This is a genomic window from Symbiopectobacterium purcellii (genome assembly GCF_052050035.1).
GTDB lineage: Bacteria > Pseudomonadota > Gammaproteobacteria > Enterobacterales > Enterobacteriaceae > Symbiopectobacterium > Symbiopectobacterium purcellii_A.
Window position 1 is genome coordinate 4,582,014 of record NZ_CP189882.1, and the last position, 20,088, is coordinate 4,602,101.

Genomic DNA, 20,088 nt, shown 5'->3' on the forward strand with positions numbered 1-20,088 from the left:
GAGGCGATAACACCCCCTTGCCGTTAAGGTGAGGGTTTCTCACCCCAGCGACGCACCGCGTCACTGGTTTTTTTTATCGGCCTGATTTTTATCGACCGCCTATTGCTTATCTGTTGATAGTGACGCGTGGATCAATCCCAATGCGCTTTTATATAGCCAAGCGACATTATTTTGATAACAGCCAGCTATGCTTCTTTGCCGCATATCAGGGCATAGGATGTAATCATTTTTAAGTCGGTTGGCTATAGTGTTTACGGCAGACTGACACATAGCGCTCATTGCCCCCCGATCACCACCTGCTCACCTTCGCGCAGCGGGTTGCCCTGCGCATCAAGCCGCAGTACCCGATTCGCTTTGCGCACGCAATGACAAACCGTTTTCAACTCGATCAGCTTATCCGCCCAGGCGAGCAGATACTGGCTACCGGAGAATAATTCGCCCTGAAAATCAGTGCGTAGACCGTAGCACAGCACCGGAATATCCAACTCATCGACAATGTCCGACAGCTGGTTCACCTGCTCGCGGGTTAGAAACTGGCACTCATCGATTAATATGCAGTGTACAGGCTGTTCACGTTGCGCATTAACCACCAAGGGGCTTTGTTGAATATAGCCAAGCGACTTAATTTTGATTACACCATATGGACTGAGAACAAACTCTCTGTATCGCAACCCATCTCTCTTTTTTTGCTTTTTGCTTGTGCCCATTTATGCTCAATTGGGTTAAGATCTGGCGAATATGTAGGCAAATACTCCACCATATACCCTGCATCGATGATGACTTGTTGAATATTATGTTTTTTGTGAAAAGTGGCATTGTCCATCATGATTACACTGTTTTTAGGGAGTACTGGGATAAGGACTTGTGTGACCCAGGCATAGAAAACATCGCTGTTAATATTGATATCAAATAATCCGATAGCAAACAGCGTTGTGCCTAATAAAGCGCCGATAACATTTGTTCTTCCCCTAGCTCCCCAGTTCTTCAGGCCAAAACACCGTTGACCTTTTGGGGAATAGCCGTGAGTCCGTGGGGCATCGTGTGAAAAACCACTTTCATCAATAAAAACAATAGGTTTACCTTCTTTTTCATACTGTTGTTTTTTTTGTTGAAATCCCTGCCGGGCGTTTTCGTCGGCTTTCGGATGACGTAGAGTTTTTTTTATAGGTCAATCCCAGCTTTTTAAGCGCTTGCCAAATGGCCTTCTGACAAACGCCAAAACGCTCTGCACGTTCTTTTTGGTAAGCATCTGGATATTGTTCAACATCTTTTATCAACTCGGATTTATCGATCTTTCGCTGACGCGTGGTCGATGCTTTTGACTCTATTTGGGCTTTGTTGAATAATTTAAGATACTGATTTATATAAGCATTATAAAATTTCAACGACTGATTTTTCCTCTCGGAATGCTTTTTATTGTGCTAACTATTTGATTTGTCGTTCTAACAAAATACATTCTCTGTAAATGCATTCTAACTAAAGAAGATGTAAATCAAACGGTTAAATTATTCAACAAATCCCTCTATTTGATTAATCCAACGCGATACAGAGGCAGGGCCAATCCGAAATTGCTTCGCTGTTTCTCGGATACTCAACCCTTCGTTTTTCCGTGTAGATATCACTTTACGTCTAAAATCAATTGAATAGCTCATTTAAATAATGTAATCAAAATTAAGTCATTTAGCTATATCACTGCCACAATGGCGTAGGTGCTCGGCGTATATAAAGCAATGGGCAATTGCGAAAATTCCTATACATAGGAAAATATTAACAGCATGAGCGATATTTAGCGTAAATAATTAGCATTGTATGATACCGGTCAGAAAGGCATGGAATCGCCCTCTTCAGAGTAAGGGAACGAGTAACTTGATTTGTGCTTATCGACGCAGCCACCTGACAACAGGTAAACGTTATCGGGTATAAAAAATGCTTATATCGCTCTCTGTCCACATCACCGTTGACCGTTTTAACGCAGCGCACAGAGTAATACTCAAGTAACAGGTATTTCATTTGTTAACACCGCAGTTTTATTTACCTCAGCGGCAACGTGATATCGGTTTTAAAAACGCCATTTTTTAACAATCTTACAAATTTGACTATTGCAGAAAATAAAATAGCCATCTATTATCACCCTACATACGCCACCAATAATATTATTTGAGATTATCACAATGAGCGAAGCACTAAAGGTTCTAAACAACATCCGTACTCTGCGCGCCCAAGCGAGAGAATGCAGCCTGGATACTTTGGAAGAAATGCTGGAAAAACTGGAAGTCGTTGTCAATGAGCGTCGTGACGAAGATAATCAGGCTCAGGCAGAAATCGAAGAGCGTACCCGTAAATTACAACAATATCGTGATATGTTGATTGCTGATGGCATCGACCCGAATGAACTGTTGCAATCTTTGGGTGCAGCAAAAACTCCGGGCAAAAGCAAACGCGCCGCACGCCCTGCAAAATATCAATATACCGATGAAAACGGCGAATCAAGAACGTGGACTGGCCAAGGCCGTACCCCTGCCGTGATCAAAAAAGCCATTGAAGAGCAAAGTAAATCGCTGGACGATTTCCTGCTGTAATTCCCAATCGGAATTCTTGCGCTTATTTAACAAAAAACCCCGTTTAACGGGGTTTTTTATATCCATTTTTCGTGACGCTCCGCGAACCACAAGGCAAAGCGCCATCGAATCAGGTTATTTCACATCATTTTCATTAACGGTTTCATTAAGCCATGCAGCAAAATCATTACCCAGCGTATTGTGACGCAGGCCGTATTCTACAAATGCACGCATGTAACCCAATTTGTTTCCGCAGTCGTGACTGCCCCCTTTAAGGTGGTAAGCCTCTACTGTTTCTTTTTCCATCAACATGGCAATGGCATCCGTTAACTGGATTTCATTACCCGCTCCCGGCGGTGTTTTTTCCAGCAGAGACCAAATATCAGCCGATAGCACATAGCGACCAACAATGGCTAAATTGGACGGTGCCTCTGCCGCCTTGGGTTTTTCCACGACGCCCACCATTGGTGCACTGTCGCCCGGCTGTAATGTTTGCCCTTTGCAGTCAACAACGCCATAGCTGCTGACTTCTTCAACCGGTTCAACCATAATTTGGCTATGACCCGTTTCAGAGAAACGCGCCAGCATTTCACTCAGGTTGTCTTTTTTCAGGTTGGATTCAAATTCATCAATGATAACGTCGGGCAAAATAACGGCGACCGGCTCATCCCCGACTAACGGGTGTGCGCACATCACAGCGTGTCCCAATCCTTTTGCCAACCCCTGACGCACTTGCATGATGGTGACGTGCTTCGGGCAAATAGACTGAACTTCTTCCAACAATTGGCGTTTAACACGCTTCTCCAACATCGCTTCCAGCTCAAAACTGGTATCGAAGTGGTTTTCAATAGAATTCTTAGATGAGTGTGTAACTAAAATAATTTCGTTCAAGCCTGCGGCGATACACTCATTGACGACGTATTGAATGAGCGGCTTATCAACCAGCGGCAACATTTCTTTTGGAATCGCTTTTGTTGCCGGCAGCATCCGAGTCCCTAGCCCTGCGACGGGGATGACCGCTTTTCTAACTTTTTTATTGACCGTTGACATAACAACCTCTGATATACCGTTCAAATAATGAACTTTATTGCCGGGTTTAATTCGGGATACACCAGCCTGCTCGGCCAGAGACGACACCCGGTAAACGCGATGGCTATGATAAAAATAAAACAACACTTTATATAGTAGGAAATAAAAAATAATTTCGAAAGCGAAGAGTATGCAACAAATTGCATGATGAGCGCCTATCAGACTATTCCGTAGGCCTCATCACACCGCGTAAGCATTCAATCTGCTGATAACATCAGTCGTAAGCGTCCGACGCGTCCCCATACCTGACATTCAAAAGCGGCGCACTCATGGTTTAATTGGTTAAGATATGCTCCATCGAGGGTGCCGAGTGGAATACCATTGTTTAACACCAACTGCTCCTCTCCCGCGTTCAGCATGGCATGCAAACCGGCTGAAATAAGAATGAGTCGTTGCAATCCTCGGTGATAGTAGCCCACTAGCAGAGGGAAACGCCCATTAAGATTGGCCTGACGCAGCAATTGATTGACCTGTCGCAGCAATACAGGCAATTCAGGTAGACGGTGTTGCTGATTAGCCAGATGCTCTTGCAACAACCCGTTAAACAGTGTGCGCAGCAGCAAAGCCGCCAGCGTGCCGTTATTATTAGCGGCTTGTGTCACATCAAGACAATAGAACGCCAAATCATCATCAGACAAAGCGGCAATATCCAGTACCAGACCCGGCTGCTCTAATGACGTCAATTGGCGGTAACGCACGCTGCAACCTGCTATTATTTTTTGATGCACCGGCGGCTGTAGCTGCGCCAGCAATTTATTGACCGCGTCTGGCGATTGATTGAGTGAATCCATATCCTCCATCAACTGCTCAACTTCACTCAGTTGAGAAGTGAACATGTCAGGGTACATGCAGGTCATCACAGCTTCGCGCAAGCGCGCATAATCGCGGATAGGCTTAAGCATCACATTCTGCACGCCCAGGCGCAGCACTTTGGCGACATCCCCCATCTGGCTGGTGGCGGACACCACCAGAATAGGCGTGCGATTATCTTGCAACCTGAGCGTTTCAACGAACTCAATGCCCCCCATCAGCGGCATTTCCAAATCGCACACGATCAAATCAGGGTGATAGCCTTGCATTACGGCTAATGCATCCACACCATTGACAGCTTCACGCACAGATGCACCCAGCGATGTCAGATAGCCAGCGATCACGGAACGAAATACCGCCTCATCTTCAACAATCAAAATGTGCTTATCTGTTAATGGCTGACCCATTGATGACCTCATACGTCAACTTCATGCATATTCCCTCGCGTTGTTCGGCCTTAACCCCTGCCACTCCAAACTTTTACCCTTTTTGACACCTATCAGGTGCAGCGTTTCGCATTAGCCTGCGTCTCGGTTTACCAGCAGTTGCAATTCATCCTGCTTTTTATCCACGGCCAGTCGCCCTGCTGCAATCGCCTCGTGCGCACGATGAAAATCCAGCGTGGCAATTTGTGGACAATAGGGCTGCACCACCACATCAGGCGGGTCGCCAGCCATACGATGCATTTTTAAACGGTTTTCCAGCACCTGAATGGAGGCCGTCATGATATCCATCGCGGAAGGTGCACGGTTGGCACGCTGACGCTGCAATACCATGGACAAGCGCCGCCGAAGCTTATGCTGCCAGTTGAGCGGCGTCGAATCCGCATGCGTCTCCTCAGCCATCGCGGCCACCGACAGCATGTCGTCATGCCCCAGCGTCGCGTTGTGCTGCAAATCAACGGCAATTACCACGTCAGCGCCCAGTGCGCGTGCCAGAGAAACAGGCACCGGGTTCACCACTGCACCATCAACCAACCAATAGTCATTGTGTCGCACCGGTGCGAGCAATCCCGGCATGCTGCACGAGGCGTGGATCGCATGGTGCAGATCGCCCTCGGTAAGCCACAGTTCTCGCGCTGTTGTAAGGTTAGTAGCCACCGCACCGAACTTGATAGTACACTCGTCTATCTGCTGGGTACGCAAGATGTGTCGTACCTGATTAAATACCCGATCGCCACGCAGTAACCCACCCCGCTGCCAAGAGAGATACATCAGGCGAATCACATCCCAATGATGAAACCCACTCACCCAGCGAGCCATGGCATTCAGTCGGTTAGTCGCATAAGCCGCTGCCACTAAAGCGCCTACAGAGCAACCGGCTACCACATCGACCACAATCCCCATTTTAGTCAGTGCCTGAATGACAGCGATATGGGCCCATCCTTTTGCCGCGCCCGATCCCAGCGCCAGGCCAATCTTTCTTTGCTTCATGATATCCTTCTCATCTCGCTATTCATTTTAGCGTACATTGCCACTCACCGAGATTGTTAGGTAACATATCGCCACGACGTTGAGTTATTTTCACGCAAATATCGATATTTTTTTCATTTTTTTTACTATTGGCACACCCAGGAGTCACCGTGCCGCAAAGCTGTCCTTGCGGGAGTGGTAAGCAGTATACCGCATGCTGCCTTCCCTATCTGCAACGCACCCACATCGCACCAACGCCAGAAGCATTAATGCGTTCACGCTATTGTGCGTACGTAGCCCATGACGTTGATTATCTTATTGCAACCTGGGACCCTGCGCTTCAACCTGAAAAATGGCGTGCTTCAATCTCCGAAAGCGCCCAGGATACGCAGTGGCAACGCTTGAACGTGCTGGCTACCAGCCCAGGACGCGATGCGGATGAAGGCTATGTCGAATTCGCTGCGCGCTATACCGACGCCGCGCAGCCAGAGCGCACATCGCTGATGCGCGAACGCTCACGCTTCCTTCGCCGCCTCGATCGCTGGTACTATATGGACGGCGTACATCTGCAAACTGGCAGAAACGATCGCTGTCCATGAGGTTCGGACAAAAAATACAAACAGTGCTGCGGGCGTGGATAGGCGCGTAGTGTAAGGCAAAAAATGTAACCCGGTGGCATGCTTCCCCTTATCGCGGCGATAAATCGCACGAACGTGGCAGCTTTCGGGGATGATGACAGACGAATTTGGACAGGGTTCTTATTTCCATGCAATCCCAAACGATGCAATCTCAGGCACTACAACGAAAAGTGTTGCGTACTATTTGCCCCGATGCGAAGGGGCTTATCGCGAAAATTACCAACATCTGTTACAAGCACGAATTAAACATTGTGCAGAACAATGAATTTGTCGATCACCGCACCGGGCGCTTTTTCATGCGTACCGAATTAGAAGGGATCTTCAATGACACCACGCTGCTGGCCGATTTAGACGGCGCGCTGCCGGAAGGTTCCGTGCGTGAACTGAGCGATGCGGGCCGTCGTCGCATCGTGGTTCTGGTCACCAAAGAGGCGCATTGTTTGGGCGATTTGCTGATGAAGAGCGCCTACGGTGGCCTGGATGTTGAAATTGCCGCCGTGATTGGCAACCACGATACCTTGCAGACGCTGGTTGAGCGCTTTGATATTCCGTTCCATCTGGTGAGCCATGAAGGGCTTTCACGCGAAGCACACGACCAGTTGATGATTGAGCAGATTGATGCTTACCAACCGGATTACGTGGTATTGGCCAAATACATGCGCGTACTGACGCCTGCTTTTGTGCAGCACTACCCGAATCAGGTGATCAACATCCACCACTCGTTCCTGCCAGCGTTCATCGGTGCGCGTCCCTATCATCAGGCCTATGAGCGCGGCGTGAAGATCATCGGTGCTACCGCCCACTATGTGAACGATAGCCTGGATGAGGGTCCGATTATCATGCAGGATGTGATCAACGTGGATCACACCTATACCGCCGATGACATGATGCGTGCAGGCCGCGACGTCGAGAAAAACGTCCTTAGCCGCGCCCTTTACCGCGTGCTGGCGCAGCGAGTTTTCGTTTACGGTAATCGCACCATTATTCTTTAAGCTGCTGTTTTTCAACTCAACACTGGGTGGAAAATCCTCAAGGCGTGTGAAAAAACGGCAAACAAACGCGTTTTTTTGCGTTCAGGCTTTACAGGGGCGCCGCATTTGGTATGATGCGCCCCGCTTACCAAGAAAGCGCACAATCAGTTAGGCCATGGTGGGGTTCCCGAGCGGCCAAAGGGAGCAGACTGTAAATCTGCCGTCACAGACTTCGAAGGTTCGAATCCTTCCCCCACCACCATATCGCAGCGTCTATTTTATTTACTGTCCACCTTACTCCCCAGCTAGCACCAGAATGTAACGTTACCCTTCTGACGCTTTTTGCTCATGGTATTTACCGTACTCTTTTTTACAAACAAAAGAGCCGGACAGCATGAACAAGGTCAGCACAGCCAATGTAACCAGCGTCAACTTTGCACCGATAAATCCTAGAGAATACCCGGCCACCAGGCTACCAACGCCAGCGCTGATTTTCACCAACGTCCCGCTCACCGCAGAAATCCTTGCCGCCAGTTTTAGAGGCATCTCCTGAAGGGTGAATACGTTATAACTGACATTCCATATTCCCCCCATGATGGCTTTATAGCTAAACGACTTAATTTTGATTACATTATTTAAATGAGCTATTCAATTGATTTTAGACGTAAAGTGATATCTACACGGAAAAACGAAGGGTTGAGTATCCGAGAAACAGCGAAGCAATTTCGGATTGGCCCTGCCTCTGTATCGCGTTGGATTAATCAAATAGAGTCAAAAGCATCGACCACGCGTCAGCGAAAGATCGATAAATCCGAGTTGATAAAAGATGTTGAACAATATCCAGATGCTTACCAAAAAGAACGTGCAGAGCGTTTTGGCGTTTGTCAGAAGGCCATTTGGCAAGCGCTTAAAAAGCTGGGATTGACCTATAAAAAAAACTCTACGTCATCCGAAAGCCGACGAAAACGCCCGGCAGGGATTTCAACAAAAAAAACAACAGTATGAAAAAGAAGGTAAACCTATTGTTTTTATTGATGAAAGTGGTTTTTCACACGATGCCCCACGGACTCACGGCTATTCCCCAAAAGGTCAACGGTGTTTTGGCCTGAAGAACTGGGGAGCTAGGGGAAGAACAAATGTTATCGGCGCTTTATTAGGCACAACGCTGTTTGCTATCGGATTATTTGATATCAATATTAACAGCGATGTTTTCTATGCCTGGGTCACACAAGTCCTTATCCCAGTACTCCCTAAAAACAGTGTAATCATGATGGACAATGCCACTTTTCACAAAAAACATAATATTCAACAAGTCATCATCGATGCAGGGTATATGGTGGAGTATTTGCCTACATATTCGCCAGATCTTAACCCAATTGAGCATAAATGGGCACAAGCAAAAAGCAAAAAAAGAGAGATGGGTTGCGATACAGAGAGTTTGTTCTCAGTCCATATGGTGTAATCAAAATTAAGTCGCTTGGCTATAGCGTATTCTTGCTGACAGATATAGCCAACCGACTTAAAAATGATTACAGCCGATGCCCTGATATATGGCAAAGAAGCATAGCTGGCTGTTATCAAAATAATGTCGCTTAGCTATATACCGAATTCCAGGTGCAAACGGCCACTGATGATTTCAGGTGAAGAGTGAGTGGAAAGCGCCTGCCTGATGAAGTTCTGAATGTGTGGCTCCAACGGGTAAAAAGCATTGTTTGGCAGAGGCTTATGACGGCGTTCCCGGAGTCTGTAAAGAATTTTGTGTAAATGGCTCCATTGCTTAACCGGAGATTCGTTCTCCATACATCAACATGAATTGGCTCATAGCAGGTTTCCAGTCTCTGATTGGCAAGGTCCATTTAGCAGAGATATTATGCAAGGCTAGATAGAGTAATTTTATCACCGAGTCATCCGTTGGAAATATTCGTCGCGTTTTCGTTATCTTGCGCAATGAAGCATTTAACGACTCTATCGCGTTGGTGGTGTAGATAACCTTGCGGATCTCCGGCGGAAAGTCAAAAATGACGATGAGACGTTCCCAATTATTTCTCCACGACGGGCTGATCGTCGGGAACTGTTCATCCCATTTGGCCGCGAAGGCATCCAGGGCCTCTTCAGCGCCCTCTAGCGTTGCGGAACTATAGATGGTGCGCAGGTCAGCAGCAACGGCCTTACGCTCTTTCCAGCCGACGTAGCGCAGCGAGTTCCGCACCTGATGCACAATGCAGAGCTGTACCCGCGTATGCGGGTAAACAGCTTCAATGGCATCAGGAAAGCCTTTCAGGCCATCGCAGCAGGCGACGAAGATGTCCTTTAGCCCACGATTTTTCAGTTCTGTCATCACAGATAACCAGAACTTGGCCCCCTCAGTTTTGGCTATCCATAGCCCCAGCAGCTCTTTTTCGCCCTGGCCGTTGACGCCGAGGGCCAGATAAACAGACTTGTTGGCCACGGCTCCGCCGTCCTGGCTTTTGACAACAATACAGTCAAGGTAAACAATGGGATAAAGCGCATCCAGCGGCCGTTGCTGCCAGCGCTTAACTTCATCCATCACAGCATTGGTCACTTGAGAAATGAAGCCAGCGGAAACATCGACCCCGTAGACTTCTTTAAAGTGTGCCTGAATATCACGGGTTGATAACCCTCTGGAATAGAGAGAAATAATGCGGTCATCGAAGCCGTTAAGCTGTTTTTCGTGCTTACCGATCAGTGTCGGCTCGAAGGTACTGTTGCGGTCGCGCGGAATATCGAGCTCGATCTCCCCATTTTGGCTACGTACGCTCTTGGATGTCTTGCCATTGCGTGAGTTGCCTGAATGATTACCAGCCGGGTCATGCTTAGCATACCCAAGGTGCATCTCCATCTCAGCTTCAAGAACCCGTTCCGCCAGTCTTTTAGTCAGCACCTTGAGTAGGCCTGATTCACCCAGCAGATCCTGAGGGGAGTGACAATCTTGAAGCAGTTGGTCAATAAGTTCGTTGCTGATAGGCATTTTGTTATCCTTTGAAGGTTTTCCTCAAAATGCCATTTACACAGATTATTTTACAGTCTCCGTTCCCGGGCCAGAGTGTCCGCCCTTCTACAGCAGTAGACACCATTGAAAGTAGGGTCGGTATTGCGTCTGAGTTCCCTGCTGATGGTCGAGCGAGGCAGAGCACGCTCTCTGGCTGTGGTAGCTTGGTTGACACCTTCACCACGCCGCTTTTCGATGTAGAACCGGCTTTGTTGAATAAATCAGAATTAGCCGACAGGATGACTCCCTCTGCTACACCTGTTATCCTATCCTGACGCTGTGTGGCATACCCAACAACGTCATACGGTTCAGCGCTTTGACCATCGCTATGGCTTCACCTACTTGAGCCTCATAGTCACGCAGGCTCAGATGGCAACCCAGCAAAGTTTTTATGCGGAACATCGCTGTTTCTGCCACTGAACGCCGGTGATAACCCACTTTCTTTTTCCACATATCATTACTCCCGCTCAGACGCTGATTCGCCACCGCATGGTTACGTTCATGGTACTTGTCCGGCCAGTATTTGGCTCCGCTTCGCGGCGGGATAAGGGGCCTGATTTTCTTTCTTAGCAACGCATCGTGGCAGTAACGGCCGTCATAAGCACCGTCTGCTGACACTTCCCTGATTTTTCGGTGGGTTTGGTTAATCAGGCCCGGCAGTGCCTGCGCATCTGTCGTTCCGCTGAGCGATAAGTCGGCACAGATAATCTCATGCGTCGCACTGTCTGCTGCCAGATGAAGCTTGCGCCACACTCTTCGTCTGTCAGCCCCATGCTGCCTGACTTTCCATTCACCTTCGCCAAAGACCTTCAGACCGGTACTGTCGATGACCAGATGCGAGATTTCACCACGCGTTGGCGTTTTTATGCTGATACTGACGGTTTTTGCCCGCCGACTGACCAGAGAGTAGTCCGGGCAGCGCAGTGGCAGGCTCATCAGTGTAAAAACCGAGTCGACAAAGCCCTGTAATGCCCGGAGCGACAGGTTAAACACGCGCTTTATCATCAAAACCGTGGTAACAGCCATATCGGTGTAGTAAAGCGGCCGACCACGACCTTCAGGCGAAGCACTGTCAGTCCATGCAGCGATGGCGGACTCATCAAGCCAGACCGTCAGGGAGCCGCGTTGTCTGAGTGCTTTGTTGTAGGTGGGCCAGTTGGTGATTTTAAACTTTTGCTTTGCCATGGGGAGCTGCTATCGGGAGCGATGATAGTGCTTTGATCCGGCGATCCCCTGAAAGTTCGATTTATTCAACAAAGCCGGTTTTGACGCCAATTTTTTCCGTACTAGCAACACCCCAAGCAGCAACAGGATGCGAAGCAAAACGCCAGAACATTGAACAGCAAATAGATTATGCCCGCACTCACGGCAACGACCATCGCATAGCCGGTTTGAAAAAAGCACTTGCTGAACTTAACGCTAACTGCACCGATGAAGCGCTGCGTGCTAAGCGTGAAGTCAACTTGCGTGAAAAAGAACGAAAGGTTGAAGAACGCCGCCAGGAACTGGCTGAAGCTCAGGCTGACGGGCGTAAAGATAAAATCAGTAAACAACAGAGGAAGCTCAAAGAGGCTCAGTCAGAGCTCGATGAAGCCAGAAACACACTAAATAAATAACCGCACAGTCTGAAACCCCCCCCATGTCAGGGTAGTTGTCGCCTCTGAGTGAAAAAAATCTAGGGGGCTGGAGAAGCTGTTCATGGGAAGCTATTCGCCAGAACGTAAAGCGGCTGTGATCGCCAGAATGTTGCCGCCGCATAGGAGACTGTAAAATAATCTGTGTAAATGGCATTTTGAGGAAAACCTTCAAAGGATAACAAAATGCCTATCAGCAACGAACTTATTGACCAACTGCTTCAAGATTGTCACTCCCCTCAGGATCTGCTGGGTGAATCAGGCCTACTCAAGGTGCTGACTAAAAGACTGGCGGAACGGGTTCTTGAAGCTGCGATGGAGATGCACCTTGGGTATGCTAAGCATGACCCGGCTGGTAATCATTCAGGCAACTCACGCAATGGCAAGACATCCAAGAGCGTACGTAGCCAAAATGGGGAGATCGAGCTCGATATTCCGCGCGACCGCAACAGTACCTTCGAGCCGACACTGATCGGTAAGCACGAAAAACAGCTTAACGGCTTCGATGACCGCATTATTTCTCTCTATTCCAGAGGGTTATCAACCCGTGATATTCAGGCACACTTTAAAGAAGTCTACGGGGTCGATGTTTCCGCTGGCTTCATTTCTCAAGTGACCAATGCTGTGATGGATGAAGTTAAGCGCTGGCAGCAACGGCCGCTGGATGCGCTTTATCCCATTGTTTACCTTGACTGTATTGTTGTCAAAAGCCAGGACGGCGGAGCCGTGGCCAACAAGTCTGTTTATCTGGCCCTCGGCGTCAACGGCCAGGGCGAAAAAGAGCTGCTGGGGCTATGGATAGCCAAAACTGAGGGGGCCAAGTTCTGGTTATCTGTGATGACAGAACTGAAAAATCGTGGGCTAAAGGACATCTTCGTCGCCTGCTGCGATGGCCTGAAAGGCTTTCCTGATGCCATTGAAGCTGTTTACCCGCATACGCGGGTACAGCTCTGCATTGTGCATCAGGTGCGGAACTCGCTGCGCTACGTCGGCTGGAAAGAGCGTAAGGCCGTTGCTGCTGACCTGCGCACCATCTATAGTTCCGCAACGCTAGAGGGCGCTGAAGAGGCCCTGGATGCCTTCGCGGCCAAATGGGATGAACAGTTCCCGACGATCAGCCCGTCGTGGAGAAATAATTGGGAACGTCTCATCGTCATTTTTGACTTTCCGCCGGAGATCCGCAAGGTTATCTACACCACCAACGCGATAGAGTCGTTAAATGCTTCATTGCGCAAGATAACGAAAACGCGACGAATATTTCCAACGGATGACTCGGTGATAAAATTACTCTATCTAGCCTTGCATAATATCTCTGCTAAATGGACCTTGCCAATCAGAGACTGGAAACCTGCTATGAGCCAATTCATGTTGATGTATGGAGAACGAATCTCCGGTTAAGCAATGGAGCCATTTACACAAAATTCTTTACAGACTCAATTGAGTTCAGAGAAATGAAGAAAAAAATCCACCGACTGGAAATGGAGAATGCCATCTTAAAAAAGGCTACTGCGCTCTTAATGTCCGACTCACTGAAAAATTCTCGGTAGTTGAAAAGCTAAGAGCGCTTTATCCAGTGAAAGCGCTGTGTCGTATTTTTAATGTTCACCGAAGCAGTTATCGCTATTGGTGTCGACCTAAGGAGCCAGATATTGAGCGGACGATAAAACGTAGCCTGGTCAGCGAAGCGTGGAACGTTAGTGGCGGGTCTGCGGGCGCAAGGACTATCGCCACGATGGTTACCAATACACACGACGTGAAACTTGGGCGGTGGTTAGCGGGTAAGTTGATGAAAGAATTAACCCTCGTTAGTTGCCAAACAAGAAAACATCAATACAACCGCGGTGGAAATGAACGTATTGATATTCCAAATCTGCTCAATAGGCAGTTCGCTGTGACCAAGCCTGACCAGGTTTGGTGCGGCGATGTAACCTATATTTGGACAGGCGACCGATGGGCGTATCTGGCGGTGGTATTAGATTTATTTGCCCGAAAACCCGTGGGCTGGGCAATGTCGTTTTCGCCAGATTCAGAATTAACAGCCAAAGCACTACAAATGGCTTGGGAACTGCGTGGGCATCCCAAACAAGTCATGTTTCATAGTGACCAAGGAAGCCATTACACCAGTCGTCAGTATAGGCAGGCGTTGTGGCGTTATCAGATGACCCAAAGTATGAGTCGCAGAGGAAATTGTTGGGATAATAGTCCGATGGAGCGATTCTTCCGTAGTCTGAAGACTGAATGGGTGCCAACGACTGGCTACCAAAGCTTTAGTACTGCTCAATCATCCATTATTCGCTACATAACCCATTATTATAGCGATGTCAGACCTCACTGGTATAACGGTGGGTTAACACCAAATGAATCAGAACGGCTGTTCCATCAACAGTCAGGTAGGGTGGCCAAATTTAGTTGACCACTACAGTTCTTCAGGTTGGGAACCCGGCGGTTCTGGTTAACCAGCGCATCGATGCCGCCTTCAGCAGCCAGTTCCTGATAACGGTAAAACGTGTCGCGTGACACGCCCATGATCTTGCAGGCTTTTGATACGTTACCAAGTTCTTCGGCCAGATTGAGCAGGCCGGCTTTGTGTTTGATGATGGGATTGTTAGTATGAAGCATGAGAGTTATCTCGCGTTTTGTTTAAGGATCGAACACCCATATCAAAACCGGTAACTCTCAACCTTTCAAGGTCATGTGTAAGATCAAGTCGCGACTAATACAAGTTATCGCAGCAGACCTGCATTACGTGCATTGCCGCTGACAGCAACTCACGCGAAGCCATGCGCTGAATTGGTGAAAATAGCCACGAATTATCGCTGCACCGCTTTCCAGTTATGCTGCTGTAAGAAACGCGACGTAGGGAGGGGATGCGTTGTGTGTGCTCTATAGCCCACGTCATAAACCCTGTAAATATACTCGCCTCTGCACCGTTCAGCACCGCGTAAACGTCGACAATCTCAGCGGGACACCGATGCGAGTCATGGCGGCAAATGAGGGGCAGAAAAGTAATCTGTTTACATGTTGGAGATGAGCATTTTCCCGATCTCGGCAATGGGCGTCATGGGGTTCAATATGAACGCATCCCGTTTGCAAAGCATTCGTGGTGCTGACATTGACGGTAGATTGCAGCTCTATATTCGGCCTTGTTGCAGCCGCTGCTGCGGGCCTCGATGAGATTCGCTGACTCACACCTCATTCTCCTGGCGAGCTTTAAGCTCAACACACCATTCAGGTTTAGTAAGTCACGGTCTTATAGCCAAGCGACATTATTTTGATAACAGCCAGCTATGCTTCTTTGCCGCATATCAGGGCATAGGATGTAATCATTTTTAAGTCGGTTGGCTATACCTGTCGTTGTCATCACTACGGCTGCCCTAGCAACCTTTCAGCATTAACCCTTCTATTAAAAGAGTTAATGTTTTGCCCGCATCTGTCGTTCAGAACGGCCTGACGCTGACGTGTTTTTTGTCGTAAGTTCGGCTATGTGCCACCAGGGCCCACACCGTGCGCGCTATCTTGTTAGCCATCCCCACCACCGCAACGCTGGTTGTCCGTCTTTTCAGCAGCTCCGTAACCCACGGGTTCGGCTCTTTCGCCAGCAGCGTCGCAGCCCTGGCTCCGTGGATAAACAGCGTCCGCAGATAAGCATCGCCGCGTTTACTGATGCCCAGAAGCCGCACTTTGCCGCCGGTGCCTGTTTGCTTTGGCACCAAGCCGATGTAGGCTGCGAACTCCCGTCCTGATCGGAAGGCTCCCGCATCTCCTATGATGTAATTGCTGCGGTCGCAACCAGTGGGCCAACACCTGGAATGTCCATAATCCGCCGACAGGCCTCATTCTGTTTCGCCCAAGTGGCAAGCTGTTTTTCGATACCCTCTATCTGCATATCCAGGTCATTGAGGCGCCGATGCTGGTCTTCAAACTGGTAGTTCAGGAACGGTGGCAGCTTTTCCTTAAGTCGCTCAAGCACCTCTGGCATCGCCTTGTCCAGTGACGCCCGGCCTTTACGCACAGTTTCGCCGAACTCCAACAGCAATCCGTGCAGCGCGTTGATTTGCGCGGTGCGGAACTTCACTAACTGGCGGCGCATTTTGTGCAGCGACAGTACTGCCTGCTGTTCCTCAGTTTTGACGGCAACGGCTTTAGCTGGCTGCTGGACCGCCATCCAGATAGCACGGGCATCCATCACGTCATTTTTATTGCCCATCACGAAGGACTTGACGAATTTGCCCTGGAGTAGTCTGACCTTATGCCCCAGTTTTTCCAGCTCCCGCGCCCAGTACTGGGAACCGCCGCAAGCTTCCATGCCAATCAGGCAAGGCTCCCGATTGCTGAAGTATTCCAGCAGCGCGTCGCGCTTTATCTGTTTATCGATGACTTCACCGGTATGTTCATTAATGAAGTGAACCTGCATCAGATGTTTTGCGATATCGACGCCAACAGGGGTATATTTCATGTCGTGGATCCTCCAGTTATCAGGGAGCTTTATGCATCCCGTGTTGGGCACAATGATGCCGTAAGTCTGCGAGGATCCACACCTTACCTGCCGAACCCTTCGCTGCTCTCAAATGTGTGGGATGCGTTCATCTCATTCTCCGTGATCATTATCAAAGGCAGTTTTGCTCTCCCCTTGTAATGACCACTAACTCACGGTGACAGTGTGAGTAGCCACGTTGTTGCCATCCTCGGTTGAAGTGACGATTTGAGCGATGCCGGCTGCAATGCGAATGACGGTGCTGCCTGATGCAACCGCTGTAGCTTTGGTGGCGTCAGTAGTTGCCGCGGTGAACGCCTTGTTCGTATGGGCCACACCTCGGCGCAGAGGGTTTACAGCGTTTATGGAAAATGGATGGCAGACAACAACACCCACCAAATGAACATACTCAATGCGAATTTTGGGGGAAACGCCCCACCGATGCACCAATTAACCAATCAATAATAAAATTATATTTCAATTCAACTATTACCGCGCCCACTCTGGTTTATTCAGAATATGGTCCTGCCAATCGACGACCTCGGATTCACGCACCGCGATGTGGCGCACGGAGATACGTTCACTGTGCATCAGCGCTTTGTTACCTGCTCGCAGCGGGTGCCAGCCGGGCAAGTCTTTGCCTTCGTGAATCAATCGATAAGCGCAGGTAGCAGGCAACCAGTCGAAGGAGAGCAGGTTTTCCCGCGTCAGTTTGATGCAATCCGGTTCGTACTCAAATCGCCGCTCGTAGTTGCGGCATTGGCAGGTTTTGATATTTAACTGATTACAGGCGACGTTAGTGAAGTAGAGTTCTTCCGTGTCTTCATCAATGAGTTTATGCAAACAACACTGACCGCAGCCGTCGCACAGGGACTCCCATTCTTGATCGGACATTTCAGACAAGGTTTTTTGCTGCCAAAAATCGCGTTCGCTCATGCACAGTATCTCATCATTCTTTATGTTATCTGGCAACGCACAAACGCCCCGCCAACCACACCTGCAACGAGCAGGAGGGGTATACCCTAAATGATTCGAATTGCAGAAAAACGGCAAGCAGTGGCCCGAAGGGAGAATCTCAGGGATGAGGTTCATCAATCCCGATGAACTGACTCAAGTCAGTGATTCGGGTGAATGAGTGCAGCCAGCGCATCTGCAACTTGAAGTAAGACGGGTGTATAACGGATTTAGCGGAGTGAAGCAAGTGCTTTACCTGTTCCCAACGGGAACGGGTCGGGGAAACATCAGATAATCCGCGTGGAGAGACTGCGATCGTTGATAGTGATGGTCAGCATATCACCGGACACAATCGGGCCAACGCCCGCTGGGGTTCCGGTCAGGATCACATCACCGGCACGCAGTGTAAAAAAGCGGCTCATATAAGCAATCAATGGCAGAATCGGCGTGATCATATCGCGCGTGTTGCCCTATTGGCGAATGTCATCATTCACCTTTACGCCTAAATCCGTTTGCTGCGGATCGCCAAACTCCGCGACGGGAATAAACCCGGAAATCGGACAAGCGCCATCAAATCCTTTGGCCTTTTCCCAAGAGCGACCGGCCTTTTTGCAGTCGGACTGAATGTCACGCAGCGTGAAATCCAGCGCGACACCATAACCGGCAATCGCACGCGCCACGCGCTCTTCATTCGCCTGTTTAAGCGGCGTGCCGATATCAGCACCGCCAATTCAACTTCGTGATGCACCGAACCCAGGTTTTTCGGAATAGCCACGGGTTGGCGCAGATCGCACAGTGCGGTCTCAGGTTTGATAAATAGCACGGGTTCAGGGGCGACCGAGTTTCCCATTTCTTTAATGTGGTCCGCGTAGTTACTGCCGACGCAAACCACTTTATTTACCGGGAAATCGAGCAGTGCGCCCTGCCAGTCTCTGTGTTGGTACATGGATATCTATATGAACGCATCCCGTTTGCAAAGCATTCGTGGTGTTGACATTGACGGTAGGTTGCAGCTCTATATTCGGCCTTGTTGCAGCCGCTGCTGCGGGCCTCGATGAGATTCGCTGACTCACACCTCATTCTCCTGGCGAGCTTTAAGCTCAACACCCCATTCAGGTTTAGTGAGTCACGGTCTTACCTGTCGTTGTCATCACTACGGCTGCCCTAGCAACCTTTCAGCATTCACCCTTCTATTAAAAGAGTTAATGTTTTGCCAGCATCTGTCGTTCAGAACGGCCTGACGCTGACGTGTTTTTTGTCGTAAGTTCGTCTATGTGCCACCAGGGCCCACACCGTGCGCGCTATCTTGTTAGCCATTCCTACCACCGCAACGCTGGTTGTCCGTCTTTTCAGCAGCTCCGTAACCCACGGGTTCGGCTCTTTCGCCAGCAGCGTCGCAGCCCTGGCTCCGTGGAGCCCCATTCCCACTCGAAACGCAACAAAACGGTAGAGGCTTATGCCACCAGTAAGTGCGTTAAAAATACCTCATTGGGGGAACGATAGCCCAGCGATTTTCTGCCCCTTGTATTGAGTATGTGTTCGAGTTCGGCAATCTTACGATGACTGACCTGACTGAAGTCTGTTCCCTTTGGGTAAAAACGTCGTATCAGCCCGTTGGTGTGCTCATTCAAGCCCCTCTCCCAGGAATGATATAGCCAAGCGACTTAATTTTGATTACACCATATGGACTGAGAACAAACTCTCTGTATCGCAACCCATCTCTCTTTTTTTGCTTTTTGCTTGTGCCCATTTATGCTCAATTGGGTTAAGATCTGGCGAATATGTAGGCAAATACTCCACCATATACCCTGCATCGATGATGACTTGTTGAATATTATGTTTTTTGTGAAAAGTGGCATTGTCCATCATGATTACACTGTTTTTAGGGAGTACTGGGATAAGGACTTGTGTGACCCAGGCATAGAAAACATCGCTGTTAATATTGATATCAAATAATCCGATAGCAAACAGCGTTGTGCCTAATAAAGCGCCGATAACATTTGTTCTTCCCCTAGCTCCCCAGTTCTTCAGGCCAAAACACCGTTGACCTTTTGGGGAATAGCCGTGAGTCCGTGGGGCATCGTGTGAAAAACCACTTTCATCAATAAAAACAATAGGTTTACCTTCTTTTTCATACTGTTGTTTTTTTTGTTGAAATCCCTGCCGGGCGTTTTCGTCGGCTTTCGGATGACGTAGAGTTTTTTTTATAGGTCAATCCCAGCTTTTTAAGCGCTTGCCAAATGGCCTTCTGACAAACGCCAAAACGCTCTGCACGTTCTTTTTGGTAAGCATCTGGATATTGTTCAACATCTTTTATCAACTCGGATTTATCGATCTTTCGCTGACGCGTGGTCGATGCTTTTGACTCTATTTGATTAATCCAACGCGATACAGAGGCAGGGCCAATCCGAAATTGCTTCGCTGTTTCTCGGATACTCAACCCTTCGTTTTTCCGTGTAGATATCACTTTACGTCTAAAATCAATTGAATAGCTCATTTAAATAATGTAATCAAAATTAAGTCGTTTAGCTATAAGGA

Annotated in this window: 22 protein-coding genes, 1 tRNA gene and 8 pseudogenes; 11 read left to right on the plus strand and 20 right to left on the minus strand. The window is 48.7% G+C overall.

What is annotated here, in order from left to right; all coding sequences use genetic code 11:
- Window positions 1-99 precede the first annotated feature (99 nt).
- The 5 genes and pseudogenes from ACQGXV_RS31140 to ACQGXV_RS31160 all read right to left on the minus strand — a co-directional run bounded on the left by ACQGXV_RS31140 (window position 100) and on the right by ACQGXV_RS31160 (window position 1,652).
- Window positions 100-270, minus strand: coding sequence for a hypothetical protein (locus tag ACQGXV_RS31140; RefSeq protein WP_440864189.1), 171 nt, complete (start codon window positions 268-270; stop codon window positions 100-102).
- Window positions 230-572, minus strand: a pseudogene (locus ACQGXV_RS31145) (thymidine kinase); the annotation flags it as partial. The gene ACQGXV_RS31140 and the pseudogene ACQGXV_RS31145, both read right to left, overlap by 41 nt.
- 59 nt (window positions 573-631) lie before the next feature.
- Window positions 632-1,165, minus strand: a complete 534-nt coding sequence (locus tag ACQGXV_RS31150; protein ID WP_440862665.1) for an IS630 family transposase — start codon at window positions 1,163-1,165, stop codon at window positions 632-634.
- Window positions 1,089-1,385 (minus strand): IS630 transposase-related protein, encoded by a 297-nt coding sequence (locus ACQGXV_RS31155; protein WP_440864190.1) that lies wholly within the window; start codon window positions 1,383-1,385, stop codon window positions 1,089-1,091. Before ACQGXV_RS31155 ends, ACQGXV_RS31150 begins: the two co-directional genes overlap by 77 nt.
- A gap of 120 nt (window positions 1,386-1,505) precedes the next feature.
- Window positions 1,506-1,652 (minus strand): helix-turn-helix domain-containing protein, encoded by a 147-nt coding sequence (locus tag ACQGXV_RS31160; protein WP_440864191.1) that lies wholly within the window; start codon window positions 1,650-1,652, stop codon window positions 1,506-1,508.
- Between the two features lie 519 nt (window positions 1,653-2,171).
- Here ACQGXV_RS31160 and hns point away from each other — a divergent pair.
- Window positions 2,172-2,579, plus strand: coding sequence for a histone-like nucleoid-structuring protein H-NS (hns, locus tag ACQGXV_RS31165; protein ID WP_440864192.1), 408 nt, complete (start codon window positions 2,172-2,174; stop codon window positions 2,577-2,579).
- 114 nt (window positions 2,580-2,693) lie between these two features.
- Here hns and galU read toward each other — a convergent pair whose 3' ends face one another.
- The 3 genes from galU to rssA form a co-directional block, all read right to left on the minus strand.
- On the minus strand, window positions 2,694-3,608 hold the full coding sequence (gene galU, locus ACQGXV_RS31170; RefSeq protein WP_440867744.1) for a UTP--glucose-1-phosphate uridylyltransferase GalU: 915 nt from the start codon (window positions 3,606-3,608) through the stop codon (window positions 2,694-2,696).
- Between the two features lie 236 nt (window positions 3,609-3,844).
- On the minus strand, window positions 3,845-4,864 hold the full coding sequence (gene rssB, locus ACQGXV_RS31175) for a two-component system response regulator RssB (RefSeq protein ID WP_440864193.1): 1,020 nt from the start codon (window positions 4,862-4,864) through the stop codon (window positions 3,845-3,847).
- Window positions 4,865-4,975: 111 nt separating this feature from the next.
- The gene (gene rssA, locus ACQGXV_RS31180) at window positions 4,976-5,890 is read right to left on the minus strand and encodes a patatin-like phospholipase RssA (RefSeq protein ID WP_440864194.1); all 915 of its coding nucleotides are present in this window, start codon (window positions 5,888-5,890) and stop codon (window positions 4,976-4,978) included.
- Window positions 5,891-6,039: 149 nt separating this feature from the next.
- Here rssA and ACQGXV_RS31185 point away from each other — a divergent pair, with 149 nt between their 5' ends.
- The 3 genes from ACQGXV_RS31185 (at window position 6,040) to ACQGXV_RS31195 (ending at window position 7,740) form a co-directional block, all read left to right on the plus strand.
- Entirely contained in the window at window positions 6,040-6,468 is a 429-nt protein-coding gene (locus ACQGXV_RS31185; RefSeq protein ID WP_440864195.1) for a YchJ family metal-binding protein, read from the plus strand.
- Window positions 6,469-6,650: 182 nt separating this feature from the next.
- Window positions 6,651-7,499, plus strand: a complete 849-nt coding sequence (gene purU, locus ACQGXV_RS31190) for a formyltetrahydrofolate deformylase (RefSeq protein ID WP_440867745.1) — start codon at window positions 6,651-6,653, stop codon at window positions 7,497-7,499.
- Between the two features lie 156 nt (window positions 7,500-7,655).
- Window positions 7,656-7,740: transfer RNA gene (locus ACQGXV_RS31195), tRNA-Tyr, on the plus strand.
- A gap of 62 nt (window positions 7,741-7,802) precedes the next feature.
- Here ACQGXV_RS31195 and ACQGXV_RS31200 read toward each other — a convergent pair.
- Window positions 7,803-8,072, minus strand: a complete 270-nt coding sequence (locus ACQGXV_RS31200) for a hypothetical protein (protein ID WP_440864196.1) — start codon at window positions 8,070-8,072, stop codon at window positions 7,803-7,805.
- Window positions 8,073-8,117: 45 nt separating this feature from the next.
- On the opposite strand from ACQGXV_RS31200, the gene ACQGXV_RS31205 reads away from it, so the two are divergent.
- The 3 genes from ACQGXV_RS31205 to ACQGXV_RS31215 are packed head-to-tail and all read left to right on the plus strand — an operon-like array spanning window position 8,118 to window position 9,074.
- The gene (locus ACQGXV_RS31205; protein WP_440862584.1) at window positions 8,118-8,483 is read left to right on the plus strand and encodes an IS630 transposase-related protein; all 366 of its coding nucleotides are present in this window, start codon (window positions 8,118-8,120) and stop codon (window positions 8,481-8,483) included.
- A complete protein-coding gene (locus ACQGXV_RS31210; RefSeq protein ID WP_440862665.1) occupies window positions 8,407-8,940 on the plus strand; it encodes an IS630 family transposase in 534 nt (177 codons plus the stop codon). The genes ACQGXV_RS31205 and ACQGXV_RS31210 overlap by 77 nt, the downstream gene beginning before the upstream one ends.
- Window positions 8,901-9,074, plus strand: a complete 174-nt coding sequence (locus ACQGXV_RS31215; RefSeq protein ID WP_440864197.1) for a hypothetical protein — start codon at window positions 8,901-8,903, stop codon at window positions 9,072-9,074. Before ACQGXV_RS31210 ends, ACQGXV_RS31215 begins: the two co-directional genes overlap by 40 nt.
- Here the strand turns inward: ACQGXV_RS31215 and ACQGXV_RS31220 are convergent, their stop codons facing one another.
- From ACQGXV_RS31220 to ACQGXV_RS31230, 3 genes are all read right to left on the minus strand, one after another.
- Complete coding sequence (locus ACQGXV_RS31220; protein WP_440864198.1) at window positions 9,075-9,278, minus strand: hypothetical protein; 204 nt, start codon at window positions 9,276-9,278, stop codon at window positions 9,075-9,077. It abuts the gene before it with no gap.
- Window positions 9,256-10,467 carry an IS256 family transposase gene (locus tag ACQGXV_RS31225; protein ID WP_440862551.1) on the minus strand — a complete coding sequence of 404 codons (1,212 nt, stop codon included), beginning with the start codon at window positions 10,465-10,467 and terminating at the stop codon, window positions 9,256-9,258. The genes ACQGXV_RS31220 and ACQGXV_RS31225 overlap by 23 nt, the downstream gene beginning before the upstream one ends.
- Before the next feature lie 282 nt (window positions 10,468-10,749).
- Window positions 10,750-11,673, minus strand: coding sequence for an IS5 family transposase (locus ACQGXV_RS31230; RefSeq protein ID WP_440864199.1), 924 nt, complete (start codon window positions 11,671-11,673; stop codon window positions 10,750-10,752).
- A gap of 80 nt (window positions 11,674-11,753) precedes the next feature.
- Here ACQGXV_RS31230 and ACQGXV_RS31235 point away from each other — a divergent pair, with 80 nt between their 5' ends.
- The 3 genes and pseudogenes from ACQGXV_RS31235 to ACQGXV_RS31245 form a co-directional block, all read left to right on the plus strand.
- Complete coding sequence (locus ACQGXV_RS31235; RefSeq protein ID WP_440864200.1) at window positions 11,754-12,104, plus strand: DUF1090 domain-containing protein; 351 nt, start codon at window positions 11,754-11,756, stop codon at window positions 12,102-12,104.
- 204 nt (window positions 12,105-12,308) lie between these two features.
- Window positions 12,309-13,520, plus strand: coding sequence for an IS256 family transposase (locus ACQGXV_RS31240; RefSeq protein WP_440864201.1), 1,212 nt, complete (start codon window positions 12,309-12,311; stop codon window positions 13,518-13,520).
- A gap of 32 nt (window positions 13,521-13,552) precedes the next feature.
- A pseudogene (locus ACQGXV_RS31245) lies at window positions 13,553-14,535 on the plus strand (IS3 family transposase); the annotation flags it as partial.
- Between the two features lie 8 nt (window positions 14,536-14,543).
- On the opposite strand, the pseudogene ACQGXV_RS31250 reads toward ACQGXV_RS31245, so the two are convergent.
- Window positions 14,544-14,741: pseudogene (locus ACQGXV_RS31250) on the minus strand (helix-turn-helix domain-containing protein); the annotation flags it as partial.
- An 818-nt stretch (window positions 14,742-15,559) separates the two neighbouring features.
- Window positions 15,560-16,578: pseudogene (locus ACQGXV_RS31255) on the minus strand (IS110 family transposase).
- Window positions 16,579-16,920: 342 nt separating this feature from the next.
- Here ACQGXV_RS31255 and ACQGXV_RS31260 point away from each other — a divergent pair.
- Window positions 16,921-17,061, plus strand: a pseudogene (locus ACQGXV_RS31260) (site-specific integrase); the annotation flags it as partial.
- A 24-nt stretch (window positions 17,062-17,085) separates the two neighbouring features.
- Here the strand turns inward: ACQGXV_RS31260 and ACQGXV_RS31265 are convergent.
- From ACQGXV_RS31265 to ACQGXV_RS31290, 6 genes and pseudogenes are all read right to left on the minus strand, one after another.
- Window positions 17,086-17,532, minus strand: coding sequence for a YcgN family cysteine cluster protein (locus ACQGXV_RS31265; protein WP_222160741.1), 447 nt, complete (start codon window positions 17,530-17,532; stop codon window positions 17,086-17,088).
- Between the two features lie 305 nt (window positions 17,533-17,837).
- A pseudogene (locus ACQGXV_RS31270) lies at window positions 17,838-18,496 on the minus strand (fumarylacetoacetate hydrolase family protein).
- 281 nt (window positions 18,497-18,777) lie between these two features.
- Window positions 18,778-18,966: pseudogene (locus tag ACQGXV_RS31275) on the minus strand (IS110 family transposase); the annotation flags it as partial.
- A 38-nt stretch (window positions 18,967-19,004) separates the two neighbouring features.
- Window positions 19,005-19,202 (minus strand): annotated as a pseudogene (locus tag ACQGXV_RS31280) (transposase); the annotation flags it as partial.
- A 22-nt stretch (window positions 19,203-19,224) separates the two neighbouring features.
- A complete protein-coding gene (locus tag ACQGXV_RS31285; protein WP_440862665.1) occupies window positions 19,225-19,758 on the minus strand; it encodes an IS630 family transposase in 534 nt (177 codons plus the stop codon).
- Window positions 19,682-20,047 (minus strand): IS630 transposase-related protein, encoded by a 366-nt coding sequence (locus tag ACQGXV_RS31290; RefSeq protein ID WP_440862584.1) that lies wholly within the window; start codon window positions 20,045-20,047, stop codon window positions 19,682-19,684. Before ACQGXV_RS31290 ends, ACQGXV_RS31285 begins: the two co-directional genes overlap by 77 nt.
- Window positions 20,048-20,088: the final 41 nt, after the last annotated feature.